General features: G+C 52.1%; 13 protein-coding genes, 1 tRNA gene and 1 other RNA gene. 2 read left to right on the top strand and 13 right to left on the bottom strand.

Annotated features, from left to right (window positions below):
* Positions 1-80: 80 nt before the first annotated feature.
* Positions 81-2,087, bottom strand: coding sequence for a biofilm formation regulator HmsP (gene hmsP, locus OGY06_RS16540; RefSeq protein ID WP_032934148.1), 2,007 nt, complete (start codon positions 2,085-2,087; stop codon positions 81-83).
* Positions 2,088-2,313: 226 nt separating this feature from the next.
* Positions 2,314-2,421, bottom strand: coding sequence for a type I toxin-antitoxin system toxin Ldr family protein (locus OGY06_RS16535; RefSeq protein WP_003827426.1), 108 nt, complete (start codon positions 2,419-2,421; stop codon positions 2,314-2,316).
* A 426-nt stretch (positions 2,422-2,847) separates the two neighbouring features.
* Between OGY06_RS16535 and megL the strand changes: the two genes are divergently transcribed.
* Positions 2,848-4,044 carry a methionine gamma-lyase gene (megL, locus tag OGY06_RS16530; RefSeq protein ID WP_003827424.1) on the top strand — a complete coding sequence of 399 codons (1,197 nt, stop codon included), beginning with the start codon at positions 2,848-2,850 and terminating at the stop codon, positions 4,042-4,044.
* Between the two features lie 117 nt (positions 4,045-4,161).
* On the top strand, positions 4,162-5,460 hold the full coding sequence (locus OGY06_RS16525) for an aromatic amino acid transport family protein (protein WP_003827423.1): 1,299 nt from the start codon (positions 4,162-4,164) through the stop codon (positions 5,458-5,460).
* Between the two features lie 35 nt (positions 5,461-5,495).
* Here the strand turns inward: OGY06_RS16525 and OGY06_RS16520 are convergent, their stop codons facing one another.
* The 11 genes from OGY06_RS16520 to OGY06_RS16470 form a co-directional block, all read right to left on the bottom strand.
* Positions 5,496-6,698 (bottom strand): sigma-54 interaction domain-containing protein, encoded by a 1,203-nt coding sequence (locus OGY06_RS16520; RefSeq protein ID WP_003827420.1) that lies wholly within the window; start codon positions 6,696-6,698, stop codon positions 5,496-5,498.
* Positions 6,699-6,874: 176 nt separating this feature from the next.
* A complete protein-coding gene (gene dppF, locus OGY06_RS16515; RefSeq protein ID WP_003827418.1) occupies positions 6,875-7,879 on the bottom strand; it encodes a dipeptide ABC transporter ATP-binding subunit DppF in 1,005 nt (334 codons plus the stop codon).
* Complete coding sequence (gene dppD / locus OGY06_RS16510) at positions 7,876-8,859, bottom strand: dipeptide ABC transporter ATP-binding protein (protein WP_003024317.1); 984 nt, start codon at positions 8,857-8,859, stop codon at positions 7,876-7,878. Before dppD ends, dppF begins: the two co-directional genes overlap by 4 nt.
* Before the next feature lie 10 nt (positions 8,860-8,869).
* Complete coding sequence (gene dppC, locus OGY06_RS16505; protein ID WP_003024315.1) at positions 8,870-9,772, bottom strand: dipeptide ABC transporter permease DppC; 903 nt, start codon at positions 9,770-9,772, stop codon at positions 8,870-8,872.
* Between the two features lie 9 nt (positions 9,773-9,781).
* Complete coding sequence (gene dppB, locus OGY06_RS16500) at positions 9,782-10,801, bottom strand: dipeptide ABC transporter permease DppB (protein WP_003827415.1); 1,020 nt, start codon at positions 10,799-10,801, stop codon at positions 9,782-9,784.
* Positions 10,802-10,967: 166 nt separating this feature from the next.
* Complete coding sequence (gene dppA / locus OGY06_RS16495) at positions 10,968-12,575, bottom strand: dipeptide ABC transporter periplasmic-binding protein DppA (protein WP_003827414.1); 1,608 nt, start codon at positions 12,573-12,575, stop codon at positions 10,968-10,970.
* Positions 12,490-12,726, bottom strand: a complete 237-nt coding sequence (locus OGY06_RS16490; protein WP_162604169.1) for a hypothetical protein — start codon at positions 12,724-12,726, stop codon at positions 12,490-12,492. The genes dppA and OGY06_RS16490 overlap by 86 nt, the downstream gene beginning before the upstream one ends.
* A 680-nt stretch (positions 12,727-13,406) precedes the next feature.
* A non-coding RNA gene (locus OGY06_RS16485) (RtT sRNA) lies at positions 13,407-13,539 on the bottom strand.
* Between the two features lie 34 nt (positions 13,540-13,573).
* A tRNA-Pro gene (locus OGY06_RS16480) sits at positions 13,574-13,650 on the bottom strand.
* Between the two features lie 91 nt (positions 13,651-13,741).
* Entirely contained in the window at positions 13,742-15,436 is a 1,695-nt protein-coding gene (eptB, locus tag OGY06_RS16475) for a kdo(2)-lipid A phosphoethanolamine 7''-transferase (protein WP_200922933.1), read from the bottom strand.
* A gap of 210 nt (positions 15,437-15,646) precedes the next feature.
* Complete coding sequence (locus OGY06_RS16470) at positions 15,647-16,849, bottom strand: L-lactate MFS transporter (RefSeq protein ID WP_193134831.1); 1,203 nt, start codon at positions 16,847-16,849, stop codon at positions 15,647-15,649.
* Positions 16,850-16,899 lie beyond the last annotated feature (50 nt).

Below are 16,899 nucleotides of genomic sequence, written 5' to 3'. Positions count from 1 at the left end.
CTTGACAGAAATGTACCTGGATCATAATTGATACAGAAATGTTAAAAATTTTGAGCTGGCTCGCACAAGCGAGACCTTTTTTAACTTTTGTAATCAGCGCTTTCCGGCGCCAGATAACGTTCTTCGAAGATATTTGCCGGGACCGGTCGGGCAAACAGGAACCCTTGTGCCACTTCCACCCCGGCTTGTGATAGCCATTCACGCTGCGCTTCGGATTCGACACCTTCGGCGATCATCTGCAAATTAAGGCTGTGGGCCAACTGAATGATGGCGGAGATCATGCTGCAATCCTCAGGTACCCCATCGACAAACATCTTATCGATTTTGAGGACATCCACCGGTAGCGACTTCATGTGCTGCAGCTGTCGCAGGCCCGCATACCCCATGCCAAAGTCATCCAGTGCGATACGTACTCCCGCATTACGCAATGGGCGCAAAATGGCCACCGCAGCGTGGGGATCATCGATATGTCGGCTTTCAGTCACTTCCAGGATCAACGTACCAGGCTTGATGCGATAGCGGTTTAACAACTCCAGCAGGTCCGAGACCATACTCGGGTGCATCAGCTGTAGCGCGGACAAATTCACCGACAGCGGCAGCATCAGACCCCGTTCCTGCCACGCTGACAGCTGGCGGCACGTCTCTTCCAGCACCCAGTAACCAACCGTCACCATCAGGCCGCAGGACTCAATCCTGTCGATTAACCCTTCGGGCAGCTCCCAGCTTCCGTCCGGCTGCTGCATCCGCAATAATGCTTCTGCGCTCAATACCTTACCGCTGGACATTTCCACCTGCGGCTGCATCCAAAGCGCGAACTGCTGATTATCCAGCGCGCTGAGAATATCGTTCTCTTCCGTCAAACGCTGCTGCGCCTCTTCCATCTGTAACGGATCAAAGAACTGAATTTGATTTTTACCCTTATGGCGCGAGGTTAACACGGCCGACAGGGCGCGGCGGTAAAGCTGTTCTGCGGTCAAATCACCATAGAACATTGCTACCCCAATGTTGCAGGTAGGACGCAGTTGAATACCCTGAATAGGTAATCGCTCGTTAACGATAGTGAGTACTTGCTGACCTAAAGTAATAGCGTGCCAGGGTTCTTTTACACCATGGGCGATGATGGCGAAGTCATAGCCACTCACCTGGGAAAGCACCATCCTGGGGGCTAATACCGACTTGAGTTTTTCGACCAGCGTAAGCAGCAGGATTTCCCGCTGAGTTTCGGTTAACACCCCCGCGGTGTCACGTAGGGTTTCGCAGGTGACAATCATCAGCGCCGTCGTCTGCTGGCGGGTAACAACCTGCTCCAGCAGCCCCATTAAAAACGACTTATTGGGCAGTTCGGAAACCGGGAAACGCATTGCAAAGTCGCTTTGCTCTTCGCTATGTCGCTGAATCAACTGCTGATTAAGATTGTAGCTACGCACCAGCATACCAATCTCATCATCCTGATGTAGACGCGGCAATGCCAGTTGATAGCCAATCAGATCCTGCTGTTGAATGTCGTTCAGCTCACGGGCAATTTTACGTAAGGGGTGCACAATCAAGCGGTTAATGCACCAGGAGATGGCGACGGTCAATATTAACGACAAAAGTAAGTAAATGGTCACTAACGTCGAGAGCGTACTCATCACGAATTTGTACATGCGGTACGAATCCGCCTGCAGTACCAGATACGCCAGCGGTTGCGGATTAGCTGAACGCTCAAGGGAATAGATCGGCAGCGAAATTTGTACCGGAAGCTCAAACAGGCGAGTCACCGTAACAGGAACGGGGCGTTCAGGGATAAAGCTCATCCGCAACGCCTGAAACTGATTGGGCAGCACCACATCGGCGCGACTTACCACGCCCGCTGGCCGAATACTTTTTAAAATGGCTTCCGCTTCGGGAATATCCCCTTTCAGGATAGTGTCCGACAGAGGCTCACGGACGGAGCGAGCGATACTTTCCAGTTGCGTAGCCGTGTTATAGCGGTTTTGCTGGACCAGATGGAACAACAAAACGGTGCAAAAAATAAAAACGAACACCATAACAACGGCCGCAACCATTGCCATCTGCTTAATTGTTAACGAGCGACTGACACGCAAACTGACTCTCCACGGATAGACGAAACTGCCGTCAGAGTATACCCGATCGTAGCGGTATTAAGAGAGGCGGTATCTGAAAACTTCCCAGCGTGCATTATCGCGACAGGATAGGCACCTGGCGACGAGATTTATCTGCATTTAAGCCGAAAAAGGCCGCAAGGTCGCCCCCTGCGGCCTGGTTCGGGCGCATGTTGTCATCACGGCAGGCAGACGCCTACAAAGCGCATTACTTCCTGTTACGCAGCCAGCTCACAATCAGGCTGGCAATGGTGCCAGCGATGATTGGAGCCGCTAAATCGTGCCAGAAGGCCACGCCTAACTGTGCGAGCGTCATATAGCCGCCTGTGTTGCAATGGCAACTGTTCACGGCTATCCTTGAGTTGTTCAGGTTCAAGTCAGCCCCCGTTTTGTTGCCAGGTTTATACCGAACAACGTGCGGGGGTTTTCTCTTTCCAGCAACCGATGCCGCCGGGGATCAAGCCCCCGCAACATTGCGCCTCACCGGGAATTCCCGGCTTGCCGCTGATTCTACGGCAGCCCACTTGCCATATCACTGCGCAATATTGCGCTCTGCGTAGCGCCTCGCAATTCACCCATTTTCTCACCAGCACGCTGGAAAGATTCTTTCCAGTTGGCAACATTTCTGCCGACCATTAGTTCAGACAAAAACATAACGCATTGATATCTATCAGTTCATTTTCTGGCACAGCGATTGCTATTTTGACTGTGAGCTGTTCTGTTCCGAATTAAAGGAGATATCATGTCTGACTGTCGTACTTACGGATTCAACACCCAGATCGTTCACGCGGGGCAACAACCCGACCCTTCAACTGGCGCGCTTAGTACGCCTATTTTCCAGACCTCAACGTTTGTTTTTGACAGCGCCGAACAAGGTGCCGCCCGCTTTGCGCTCGAAGAGTCCGGGTACATTTACACCCGCTTGGGTAACCCCACCACCGATGCGCTGGAGAAAAAGCTGGCTGTACTGGAAAGAGGTGAAGCCGGGTTGGCAACCGCGTCCGGTATTTCTGCTATCACCACAACGCTGTTGACGCTTTGCCAGCAGGGTGACCATATCGTTTCCGCCAGCGCGATTTACGGCTGCACCCACGCGTTTTTGTCGCACAGCATGCCGAAGTTTGGGATTAACGTCAGCTTTGTCGACGCAGCAAAGCCTGAAGAAATCCGCGCCGCCATGCGACCAGAAACCAAAGTTGTGTATATCGAAACGCCCGCCAACCCAACGCTGTCGCTGGTCGACATTGAAACGGTGGCCGGTATCGCCCATCAACAGGGCGCATTGCTGGTGGTGGATAACACCTTTATGTCGCCGTACTGTCAGCAGCCTTTGCAACTGGGCGCGGATATTGTGGTTCACAGCGTCACCAAATATATCAACGGTCACGGGGATGTGATTGGGGGTATCATTGTTGGTAAGCAGGAGTTTATCGACCAGGCGCGGTTTGTAGGCCTGAAAGATATCACCGGCGGCTGCATGAGTCCTTTCAATGCGTGGTTAACACTGCGCGGCGTTAAAACGCTGGGCATTCGTATGGAACGTCACTGTGAAAATGCGCTGAAAATCGCCCGCTTCCTCGAAGGGCATCCATCCATTACTCGGGTGTATTATCCTGGCCTGACTTCGCATCCGCAGTATGAGCTGGGCCAGCGGCAAATGAGCCTGCCAGGTGGAATTATCAGCTTCGAAATCGCCGACGGCCTCGAGGCTGGTAGGCGGATGATCAATTCTGTAGAATTGTGCCTCCTCGCGGTCAGTCTCGGTGATACCGAAACCCTCATTCAGCACCCAGCGTCTATGACACATTCGCCCGTTGCACCTGAGGAACGGCTTAAAGCAGGTATTACCGACGGGCTTATCCGTCTTTCTGTGGGTCTTGAAGATCCAGAAGATATTATTAACGACCTTGAACACGCCATCAGAAAGGCAACATTCTGACCAATATGGCCTGAACCGACGCCGTTCGGTTCAGGTTGTTGAGAATCAAGGCACAACAGTCTGGCAATACGCGTGATCCTCTTTCGGGGAGAACGTGTATTTTGGGCAGGGGGTTCTATGCAGGACAACACATTACAATTAAGCAACAATACAGCAACCGCCGTACCATTCTCAAAAAAAATACCGTTTACGAAATACGATTTTGGCTGGGTATTACTGTGCATCGGCATGGCCATTGGTGCCGGAACGGTACTGATGCCGGTACAAATTGGCTTAACAGGCATTTGGGTATTTATCGTTGCCTTTATTATTGCTTATCCGGCAACTTATATTGTGCAGGATATTTATTTAAAGACATTATCAGAAAGCGAAACTTGTAATGACTACACGGATATTATAAGTCATTACCTGGGAAAAAACTGGGGCGTATTTCTTGGCGTCATCTATTTTCTGATGATTATTCACGGCATATTTATTTATTCCTTATCCGTGGTTTTTGACAGCGCCTCATATATCAAAACCTTCGGCTTGACCGAGGCCGATCTTTCGCAGTCGATAATCTATAAAGTGGCCATTTTTGCCGTGCTGGTCGCCATTGCTTCCGGGGGAGAAAAGCTGCTGTTCAAAATCTCCGGCCCGATGGTGGTGGTCAAAGTAGGTATCATCATCGTATTTGGTTTTGCGATGGTTCCGCACTGGAACTTCGCTAATATCAGCGCCTTCCCTGAAGCATCTGTCTTCTTTCGTGATGTACTGCTAACCATCCCGTTCTGCTTCTTCTCAGCGGTGTTTATTCAGGTGTTGAACCCAATGAACATCGCCTACCGCAAACGGGTGACGGATCGGGTGCTGGCTACGCGTATGGCAATCCGTACGCATCGCATCAGTTACATTACTCTGATTGCTGTCATTCTGTTTTTCTCCTTCTCTTTTACCTTTTCTATTAGCCATGAAGAGGCCGTTTCGGCTTTCGAACAAAATATTTCCGCACTGGCACTGGCGGCTCAGGTCATTCCTGGGCAGATTATTCATATCACCTCAACAGTATTAAATATCTTCGCCGTATTAACCGCGTTCTTTGGTATTTATCTGGGATTCCACGAGGCGATCAAAGGTATTATTCTCAACGTTCTGAGCCGCGTCATTGACGTTGAGAAAATTAATCCGTTAGTACTCACGCTGGGTATTTGCACCTTTATTGTTATCACTCTGGTCATTTGGGTGTCATTTCGCGTATCGGTACTGGTATTCTTCCAGCTAGGTAGTCCGCTTTACGGGATTGTGTCGTGTATTATTCCGTTCTTCCTGATCTATAAAGTAACGCAACTGGAAAAACTACGCGGGCTGAAAACCTGGTTGATCCTGCTGTACGGAATTCTGCTGTGCCTGTCGCCCTTATTGAAGCTGATTGAATAACCCACGTATATCGCGCCGTCAGACGCTGGCGGCGCTTAACCCACACTCTCCAGCTGATAGCCGCGAATTTTATTCAGCACCGTGGTGTGCGACACGCCCAGCGCTTTGGCAATATGCCGTGACGACACATTATCTTCCACCATCTGTTCAATGAGCTGGCGTTCAGCACACAGAACCTGCTCTTTAAAAGGACGTTCTGTCGCGCCCCGCTCAACGGCAGGCAAATTCACCATCCCTAATTCTTCCCGCGTAATAACATCGGATTCGGCCATCAGCATCAGGCGAATAATGGTATTTTCCAGTTCGCGCACATTTCCCGGCCAGGTGTGATGGTGCAGGGCATCAAAACAGGCTTTATCCAGAATGATCCGCCGCTGGAATTCCTTCGCGTATTTCTGCACAAAGTGGCGAATCAGCAGGCTGATATCCTGTGGGCGCTCGCGCAAAGGTGGGATGGTCAGTGAAAGCACGTTGATGCGGTAATAGAGATCGGCGCGCAGCAGACGTTGTTCCACCATCTCTTCCAGATTGGCATTGGTTGCCACAATAATGCGCACATTGACCGGAATAATATGTGCCCCGCCAACGCGCCGAATCCCGCCATCCTGAAGCACGCGCAGGAGTTTAGCCTGTAAGCTCAGCGACATTTCGCCAAACTCATCGAGAAAAAGGGTGCCTTTATCGGCCATTTCAAACAGCCCTTTTTTGCCTTTACAATCCGCGCCGCTGAAAGCCCCTTTCTCATAGCCAAAGAATTCACTCTCCATTAGCGACTCAGGTAGCGCAGAGCAGTTGACCGGAATAAACGGATAAAAACGTCGCTGCCCGGAATTATGGATAGCCCGGGCCAGCAGCTCTTTACCAGTCCCCGTATCGCCACGGATCAGAACGGTATATTTGCTGTCGGCAATTTTTATCGCCTTTTCGATAAGCGCGTGCATGCTCTGGCTGCTGCAAATAATGTCAGAGAAATAGCGCGGGCGTTCCGGCTCCGGCGTTGACAGCTCGCTTATCTCCTCACAGAGATAAGCAACATTAATAATATCGGCGCGCTGGCTTAAACAGGATTGCACACAGGAAATATCCTGTAGCTGGCGGCACCAGGATTTAATCAGGATCCGCCCAGGCGTCACTTTCATGGAGATGATATTGATATCACAGCAGGAAAATTCCTTCAGGACATCCTCAACCATCGACAGACGATCAATTGTTTTAATATCCCAGCGTATCGTGACCACATTTGCTCCTGGTAGTTAGCAACTGCGAAATAGATATTTCTGTGACTAGAGGAAATCTGACTACATTCTAGACGCTGTGGAATAATGTTCTGCCAAAGGACTCACATTGTGGACGTAAAGAGAAAATATAAAAAAACCGGAGCACAAGGCTCCGGTTATCGGGTCATAACCCAGGTTTATTGCTGTGGGTTTTCATCCTGGTCAACGGCAAAACAAGCTACCAGTTGACCGCCGTAATCTTTCAACTGCGGTTGAAGCTGGGTACACGGACCAAAGCGACGACGGCAGCGGGCGTTGAACGCACAGCCCGGCGGCGGATTCAGCGGGCTTGGCAGTTCACCGGTCAGCTTGATACGCTCACGGCGATCGTCCGGGTTCAGACGCGGTGTTGCGGAGAGCAGCGCTTGCGTGTACGGATGACGCGGATTATTGAAGATTTGGTCCTTCGTCCCTTTCTCCACGCAGCGGCCTAAATACATCACCATCACTTCATCGGCAATGTGCTCGACAACCGACAGGTCGTGCGAGATAAAGACGTATGACAGCCCCAGTTCCTGCTGCAAATCCATCATCAGATTCAGCACCTGCGCACGCACCGAAACGTCCAGCGCTGAGACCGGTTCATCGGCAATCACCACGTCCGGGTCAAGCATCAGACCGCGAGCGATGGCAATACGCTGACGCTGACCGCCGGAGAACATATGCGGATAGCGGTCGTAGTGCTCGGTTTTCAGCCCCACTTTCGCCATCATCGCCAATGCTTTTTCACGACGCTCCTCTTTGCTGAGCGTGGAGTTGATCAGCAGCGGCTCTTCCAGAATCTGTCCCACTTTTTTACGCGGGTTCAGGGAACCGTACGGGTTCTGGAATACAATCTGGATTTTCTGCCGACGCAGCTTTTGCGCCTGCGGGTCGTGCTTAAGCAGATCCTGTCCCTGGTAATACAGCTCACCGCCGGTCGGGACTTCAATCATCGTCAGCAGGCGGCCAAGGGTGGATTTCCCACAGCCCGACTCGCCTACCACCGCCAGCGTTTTACCACGCTCTAAGGTAAAGGAGACGCCGTCCAGCGCTTTCACCAGGCGCTCCGGGGCGAACATACCCTTTTTCACCGGGTAGTGTTTTTTCAGATCAATAGCCTGCAACAGCGGCTGTGGCAAAGCGGCCTTTTGCGTACTCATAGCCCAGGCCTCCCGGCATCATCAAGTGGGTAGTGGCATTTCGACTGACGACCGCCTTCCAGCAGGTTCAGTTCAGGTTCTTCAGCGCGGCATTTGTCGGTCGCATAGGGACAGCGCGGGTTCAGCAAACAACCGCTCGGGCGGTCATATTTACCGGGAACCACGCCCGGCAGTGAGGCCAGACGCGCTTTGTCCTGAGCAAACTCCGGCAGCGCGCGCAGCAGCGCCTGGGTGTAAGGATGACGCGGCGCGCGGAAGATATCCTGCGCGGCCCCGGTTTCCACTACCTGACCGGCGTACATCACGATGATTTTGTGTGCCGCTTCAGCCACCAGCGCCAGATCGTGCGTGATTAAGACCAGCGCCATGTTCTCTTTTTGCTGCAATTCCAGCAGTAGCTCGATAATCTGCGCCTGAATAGTCACATCCAGCGCCGTTGTCGGTTCGTCGGCAATCAGCAGTTTTGGACGACAGGCAATCGCCATCGCGATCATCACGCGCTGGCTCATTCCACCGGACAACTGGTGCGGATAGACATCCAGACGCGAGGCCGGATCGGGGATCCCCACCAGCGTCAGCAGGTCAATTGCCCGCTGAATACGCGTTTTTTTGTTGCCGCCCTGGTGCACTTTGATGGCTTCCATAATCTGGTAGCCGACGGTGTAGCAGGGGTTAAGGCTGGTCATCGGGTCCTGGAAGATCATCGCCACTTCCGCGCCCACTAACTGGCGACGCTCTTTCTCAGAAATGCGCTTCAGGTCGCGACCATTAAACTCCAGATTTTCGGCCATAACGCGGCCTGGGTAGTCAATCAGTCCCATAATCGCCAGCGAACTGACGGACTTACCAGAGCCGGACTCTCCTACAATGCCAACCACTTCACCCTGATTCACACTGTAGCTAATGCGGTCTACGGCGCGGAATTCGGAACCTACGTCGCCGAAATGCACCGATAATTTATCTACATTTAATAACGCCATCTCGAACCTCTTACTGCTTCAGTTTGGGATCGAGCGCGTCACGCAGACCGTCACCCATCAGGTTAAATGCCAGCACCGTCAACAGGATCGCCAGCCCCGGGAAGGTCACAACCCACCAGGCGCTTTGGGCAAACTGCAGAACGTCAGAGAGCATGGTGCCCCATTCCGGCGTAGGCGGCTGTGCGCCCATCCCCAGGAAGCCGAGGGCAGCCATATCGAGAATGGCGTTAGAGAAGCCAAGCGACGCCTGAACAATCAGCGGCGCAAGACAGTTAGGAAGAATGTTGACGAACATCTGGCGCATCGCGCCGGCTCCCGCCACGCGAGATGCAGTGACGTAGTCGCGGTTAACTTCCACCAGCACAGCGGCGCGCGTCAAACGGACATAGTGCGGCAATGCCACGAACGTCAGCGCCAGCGCGGCGTTGCCAATCGAGGGGCCAAATACCGCCACCAGCACCAGCGCCAGCAACAGGCTCGGCAATGCCAGCATGATATCGACCACACGCATGATGACGTTATCGACAATCCCGCCAAAGTAACCGGCGATCAGCCCAAGAACCACGCCCATCAGCAGGGAGAGAACTACCACCAGACAGCCGACCAACAGCGACAGACGCGCACCGTACATCAGGCGGGACAGCACGTCGCGGCCTACATCATCAGTACCAAACAGATGCGCCATGGTACCGCCTTCCTGCCACGCGGGAGGAGCCAGCAGCGTATCGCGGAACTGGTCTGCCGGGTTGTAGGGTGCGAGGACGTTGGCAAAGACCGCAATCAGGATCATCACCACAACGTACACCAGCCCAACAACCGCACCTTTGTTGCGTTTAAAATAGTGCCAGAACTCCTGCAACGGAGTCATCGGCACCGGTGCAGCAATAACTTTATTTTCAGTAACCTGTGACATGATGGCCCCTTACTTCTTATGCCGAATACGCGGGTTCACCACGCCGTACAGCAGGTCTACCAGCAGGTTGACGAGGATAATCATCGTCGCGACCAGCAGCACCCCGCCCTGCACCACCGGATAATCGCGGCGTTGCAGCGCATCGATCAGCCAGCGCCCCAGTCCCGGCCACGAGAAGATGGTCTCGGTCAGGATCGCCCCGGCCAGCAACGTACCAACCTGCAGGCCGATAACGGTCACCACGGGCAGCATCGCGTTACGCAGAGCGTGAATAATGATGACGCGCATACGGGTCAGGCCTTTGGCGCGCGCGGTACGGATGTAATCTTCACCCAGCACTTCCAGCATCGATGAACGGGTCATACGCACAATGACCGCCAGAGGAATGGTACCCAGCACCATCGCAGGCAGGATCATATGCGCCAACGCATCAATAAAGTTGCCCTCTTCACCCCAGATGGCGGTGTCGATAAGCATAAAGCCGGTTAGCGGATTGGAATCATCAAGGAACACCATGTCGCTCACCCGCCCAGAAACTGGCGTCAGGTTCCACTGCACGGAAACCAGCATGATCAGCATCATGCCCCACCAGAAAATCGGCATGGAGTAACCGGTCAGCGCCAGGCCAACGGCGGTATGATCGAAAATAGAGCCGCGCTTAACGGCAGCAAGTACACCCACTGGGATACCCACTGCGACGGCGAAAATCATCGCGCAGACGCCGAGTTCCAGCGTTGCTTTGAAGCGAGGTACGAACTCTTCCCACACCGGTAAGCGGCTTTTCAGTGAGATACCTAAATCACCATGCATAACCCCCCAGATATAGTGGAGGTACTGCTGCCACATCGGCTTATCCAGACCGAGTTCAGCCAACAGTTGAGCATGACGCTCAGGGGAGATCCCACGCTCACCCGCCATGATCATAACCGGATCGCCGGGGATCATATGGACGAAGGCAAAGGTGAGAAGAGTGATACCGATAAACGTGGGGATGACGAGTCCCAAACGTCGGAGAATGAACTGCAACATAACCCGGATTCTCTCTAATGACGCACGGCCTGGAACCGTGAGTCTGTATTGCTCACAAATCTTATCCCACGCAAACTGCATCGCGGGTAAAGCATTACGCCGGAGGGCGCTGCGCTTATCCGGCCTACACATCACCGGGGCGCAGCGCTTCCTTAATTGCTTTTAATTATTCGACAGAGACGTTTTCGAAGTGGTGTTTGCCTAATGGATCAACCACATAGCCTTTCACTTCCTTACGCACTGGTTCGTACACGGTGGAGTGAGCAACAATCAGAGCCGGAGCCTGGTCGTGCATAACAACCTGAGCTTGCTTGTACAGTTCAATACGTTTGTTGTGATCGTCGGTCGCACGCGCTGGCTGGATCAGGTCTTCAAACGGCTTGTAGCACCAGCGAGAGTAGTTGGAACCGTCTTTCGCTGCCGCACAGCTGAACAAGGTGGCGAAGAAGTTGTCCGGATCCCCGTTGTCGCCGGTCCAGCCCATCATCACCGCCTGATGTTCACCCGCTTTGGCGCGTTTCAGATACTCGCCCCACTCGTAGGTCACAATCTTGGCCTGAACGCCAATTTTCGCCCAGTCAGCCTGAACCATTTCTGCCATACGACGTGCGTTCGGGTTATATGGACGCTGTACCGGCATAGCCCACAGCTCAACGGTAAAGCCTTTGTCCTGACCAGCTTCCTTCAGCAGCGCTTTGGCCTTCTCAGGATCGTAGGTGTAGTCTTTAACGTCGTCGTTATAGCCCCACATAGTCGGCGGGATCAGGTTTTTCGCGGCAACGCCAGCGCCCTGATAAACCGCTTTGATGATCGCTTCTTTGTTTACCGCGTAGGTCAGCGCCTGACGGACTTTCACGTCATCAAACGGTTTCTTCTCGGTGTTGAAAGAGAGGTAGCCAACGTTCAGACCCGCCTGTTCCATCAGGTTGATGTTTTTATCCTGCTTCATGCGCGCGATGTCTGCCGGGTTCGGGTACGGCATCACCTGGCACTCGTTTTTCTGCAGTTTGGCGTAACGCACGGAAGCGTCAGGCGTAATGGAGAAGACCAGACGGTCGATCTGCGGCTTGGTGCCCCAGTAACCTTCGAATGCTTTATACAGAATACGGGAGTCTTTCTGGTACTGCTGCAGCTGGAACGGACCGGTACCAATTGGGTTCAGATCCACTTTCTCCGGAGAACCGGCTTTCAGCATGTTGTCAGCATATTCTTTGGAAAGAATAGAAGCGAAGTCCATCGCCAGGTCAGCCAGGAACGGCGCTTCCGGGCGAGTCAGCACGAACTGAACGGTTTTATCGTCCACTTTTTTCACTTCGGAGATCAGATCCGGCAGACCCATCCCTTCGAAGTATTCATAGCTGCCGCCAGAGACTTTATGGTACGGGTTCTGGGCATTTTTTTGACGATCGAAAGAGAACACCACGTCATCGGCGTTAAAATCGCGCGTCGGTTTAAATTCTTTGTTGTCCTGCCACTTCACGCCCTGACGCAGGTGGAAGGTGTAGGTTTTGCCGTCTTCGCTGATTTCCCACTTCTCAGCAAGGCCCGGGATCACTTCAGTCGTACCGGTTTTGAACTCGACCAGGCGGTTATAGATCGGTACGGAGCTGGCATCATAGGTGGTGCCAGAGGTGAAAAGCTGCGGGTTAAAGCCTTCAGGAGATCCTTCTGAACAATAAACCAGAGTTTTAGCCTGTACGCTTGCTGCGACGGTCATAGCCACCAGGCTCAGACCAAGCTTCAGCATCCCTGACTTCTTCAAGGAAATACTCATTCTTCTGCTCCAAATGTGATGTTTGTTGTTTTACCCTTTGCAGTGGGTTTGCACCGCCTGGCCTTTTTTGTTTTTTACCCGGCCGGGTCGGCGTTAAGAGGATGGGGATTCCGTTCACATAAGCGACTGAGTTGCAGTGCGGATTCTCCATGAAATGCCCCTCATACCCTACAATCTGTCAACAGAATGTGAAAACGTCAATACAGGTCACCGTGATTTACGCCAACGGTGAGAATTCACAAACAAAGATTAAAAAAAGTGCGGAAGGACATTTTCAGCAGGGAAATTTGTGCTACGCGTACTATGCCAGAATAAACATCTTCATATTTCGCAACATTTGGTGATTAACATTTATGCAATTTATTCAAACTTTCTAAATTAATGCTGCATATCTGAGCGATTAATACCATGAACGTTAAAGCGCACAGCGTAAAATGCCAGCTTCAGCCATAAGTAGCGCAAAAAAAGTTTCAAGCAAATATAAAAAAAGGCAATGGAATATGTCACAGAATCGTTAACAGTCAGTGGGAAGTGGTGCACAATTTTTGCAGATAAAATGAAGGTCAAACATGGGGTCGGAAAAACAAAAAATACGCCCTGCCAGCGCTTTGCCTGTAGGCCGGATAAAGCGCTTGCGCCGCCATCCGGCAGTGTCTGTTATAGCGTGATGTTTTGCCTGATGGCGCTTCGCCTGTAGGCCGGATAAGGCGCTTGCGCCGCATCCGGCAATGTCTGTTATAGCGTGATGTTTTGCCTGATGGCGCTTCGCTTATCAGGCCTACAAAAGCCACAAATGCAAAAAGCCCGCTCAGAGAGCGGGCTTTTTTAATTTGGTCGGTGATAGAGGATTACTCGCCACTACGTGGCTCGCCCTGCGGGCCGTTGCTGACGCAACGTTCTCTCGCTACGCTCGAGTCGAACCTCTTGCCCCCGGAGGTTCTCATCCTCGTGGATTCCGGAAAGCAAAAAGCCCGCTCAAAGAGCGGGCTTTTTAAATTTGGTCGGTGATAGAGGATTCGAACCTCCGACCCCTTCGTCCCGAACGAAGTGCGCTACCAGGCTGCGCCAATCACCGAATGCGGGGCGCATCTTACTGCTCAGCTGCGCGCCCGTCAATCCCTTAGTATCAAAATGCCATTTGATCGGTGAGAAAGTCAGCAGCTCAGTTACTGGGCTGTAGCCTTATTCGCGTCCGGGATACGGCACCAGTTGTTATTCTCGTTAATACCACCATTTGGCGAGGTATAACCGAGGCAACCCAAAATGGTGTCGTACAGTTCAACATGACGACGCGGCACCTTCATATCAGCTTCTTGCTTAAGGTGTTCAAACGCCTTCGCATGGTCGGGGTCTTCCAGATACTTGTCAGACATCCACACCATCATAGGAACGCGGAACTGCTCAGGTGGCGCCATTTTACGCGGCGTACCGTGCAGGTGCTCGCGCTCGTTAATCGACTCACCGTGATCGGCGGCGTAGAACACGATCGCTTTCTTATCGCGTAGTTGATCAAACACTTTGGTAATAAAGTGATCAACATAGGTTACCGAGTTATCGAATGAGTTGATCATCTGGGCCTTCGAGCAGCCACTATCAACATTGACACATTCCGGCTTCCACTGCGCATATTCGCGGGTGTAGCGCTGGGTGTAGTTAAAATGCGAGCCCTTAGTATGCAGAATAATCAGATGCTTGCCACCATCTTCATTATTTTGTAGAGACTGCTGCATCTCGGTAATCAACAGCATATCGTCAACGTTCTTGCCACGGTTGCGCGGCTCTGCGCCAATCTGCTCACGATAGGCGATGTTCTCCGCCATGGTGTTACTGTAGAACCACATCTCGCTTTGCATCGCGTAAAGATCGGTCTTGAACCCTAACTGGCCGAGCACGGAGAAGACGTTTTGTTCTTTCAGAGTACGCTGCGGGTTTTCTTCTGCCCCACCCTCACGCACGAACATACAACGCAGCGATAGTTTTGTTGCCGTATCACAGGAATATCCACGGAAGGCGGCCAGATTTTTCTCCTGGGCGAGCCTTGGCGTGGTATTACGCTCATAGCCAAAAATCCCCATATGATCCCAGCGGGTCGTTTCGCCGATAATAAAGACCACATAGGTGTCGTCGAGGTTTTTGGGGGCAACATAGGTAAACTTCTTCGCCGGGTTCATCAACGATTTGTTGTCTGAGGATTCATCCACCTGTGCCCAGGCGTACAGACCCAGCGCGGAGAGCCAGTTTGACGGCAGATAGGAATTCGCCACTACCCCGCCATAGCTGGGTAAATCGATTCCCGTTGCTCGCTCAACGCTTCTCTGTTGCATGCTCAGCAGGCGAATCGGCGCCCATACCATCAAGCCAGCCAACAATACCACCGCCACGCTACGCCATCTCATGCCAGGTGTACGGATCTGTTTCATCAGGGTATAGCGGCAGCGATTACTCCAAATCAGAACCAACGGTAAAATGCTGACCGAAACCAGCCACACGACAAAATGCCAGCCAACAACTTCTTTCGATAAATCAATATCCGTGGTCATTACGGAGGCAATAATACCGTAACCAATTACCACATTCAGGAAGGTCATGTAATAGCTGGCACCGGCAGAACACAGCACCACTAAGGTTGTCAGGACACGCCAGGCGCGCCGACCAAATAAAGAGAGAAGCCGTAGTAAAAAGAAGGTCACCAGCACAGTGCCGGCTAATTCAACAACCGCAGAGAGTCCTTTCCAGACGGTAAACTCGTGTGCATATCCGCTAAAGCGCCGGAAAAATACAGCACAGTTCATAAACAAACCGATATAGATTGCCAGCAGGAAACTGAGTTTCTGCTGCGTCATCGACTTAATGTATCTCATGCAAACAAACCCTGGGAATCGGGATAAAAACACCCTGTGCAGTAGTCAAACAGACCAGGCAGGGGAAAATGCGACAACAGCAGAGGTGAAATGTCTACGGGCGCGGGTAAGTAGACCACAGGAGGGTGAAAAAGTGCTTATGGAGAATGCAAATGGCGCATATATTTTTGTAAATATATGCGCCAGGTATTAATCAGACTACTAATAGGTTTAGGCGTGCGCCTCGGTATATACGCTACGCTGTGGCTGGCGGATGGTGGTGGAGAGTGCCAGTGAGATGATTAACAGCGCAAAGATAACGCAGAAGGTCACATAGAAACCGCCGAACAGCGAGGCGATAATGGAACCACAAATGCTGCCGATACCGAAACCTAAGTAAATGACACCGTAGTTTTTAGCCAGGTTGTTCAAACCGAAGAACTCGCTCACCAGTGACGGGAACACGGTGATGGTACCGCCAAAGTTAAATGCTACACAGGCAATCGCCGCAAAGAAGGTCACATCATTCAGCGGGGCGAACAGCAGTGCCGCCATACCGACCAGCGAAACGACCTGCCCAATGGTGATAACGCGAATACGAGAGATTTTGTCGGACAGAATCCCCAGAACCAGACGACCGGACAGGTTAGCTATAGAAATGACGGTAACCGCATTTGCCGCCGTTGCCACATCCATATGCGCCAGGCTTTGTGCAATATCTTTCGCCACGCCAATCACATACAGCCCACTCATACACGCCGTCAGGAACATCACTGCCAGCATCCAGTACTGCGGTTTACGCATGGACTGCGCCAGGGTGTAGTCATTCTCAACCACGCCATTTTTCGTTTTCACTTCCTGATTCGGCGCGTCTTTCATCAGCGTGGAGCCAAATACGATCATCACCAGCACAATCGCGCCCCAAATCATGAAGGTTTTTTCCAGACCCACAGTGCTCAACAGTTGGCTGTCGATGAATTTAAAACCGAGGCTGCCAAGACCGTAAGAACCGATGGCAAAGGCGGAAATCAGCCCTTTACGCTCAGGGAACCATTTTACACAGTTGGAAAGTGTTAACAGGTAGCCTGCTCCATCCGCCAGACCGACCAATACACCGGCGCTCAGCCACAGCATAATCAGGCTGTCAGAGTGGGCGGTTAAGAAGAAGCCGACACCCAGTAAAATACCGGAGGCCATGGTGACGCATTTCACGCCAAAACGTTCCTGCAGTTTCCCGGCGACGGAAGAAGAAATTGCCAGCCCGAGGCTCAGCAGGCCAAAGGAAAAGGCAACCTGACTCACTGGCGCATCAAGCTTAGAAGAGAGCGCACCGTTAAACAGGCTCCAGGTATAAACAGAACCTAAAGCAAATTGAGTAATGATGGTGCCGATCAGTGTCAGCCAGCGGGTACGCTGATAATCAGAAGTTTTCATGGCAGTCTTCCTGCATAAACAAAATGGGAAATTCTCTGCCAACAACCATA

Origin of the sequence: Citrobacter sp. Cpo147 (genome assembly GCF_030332405.1) — a bacterium.
GTDB classification, from domain to species: domain Bacteria; phylum Pseudomonadota; class Gammaproteobacteria; order Enterobacterales; family Enterobacteriaceae; genus Citrobacter; species Citrobacter portucalensis.
Note: the sequence above shows the minus strand (reverse complement) of the source record. Positions and strands in the feature narration are given on the sequence as shown.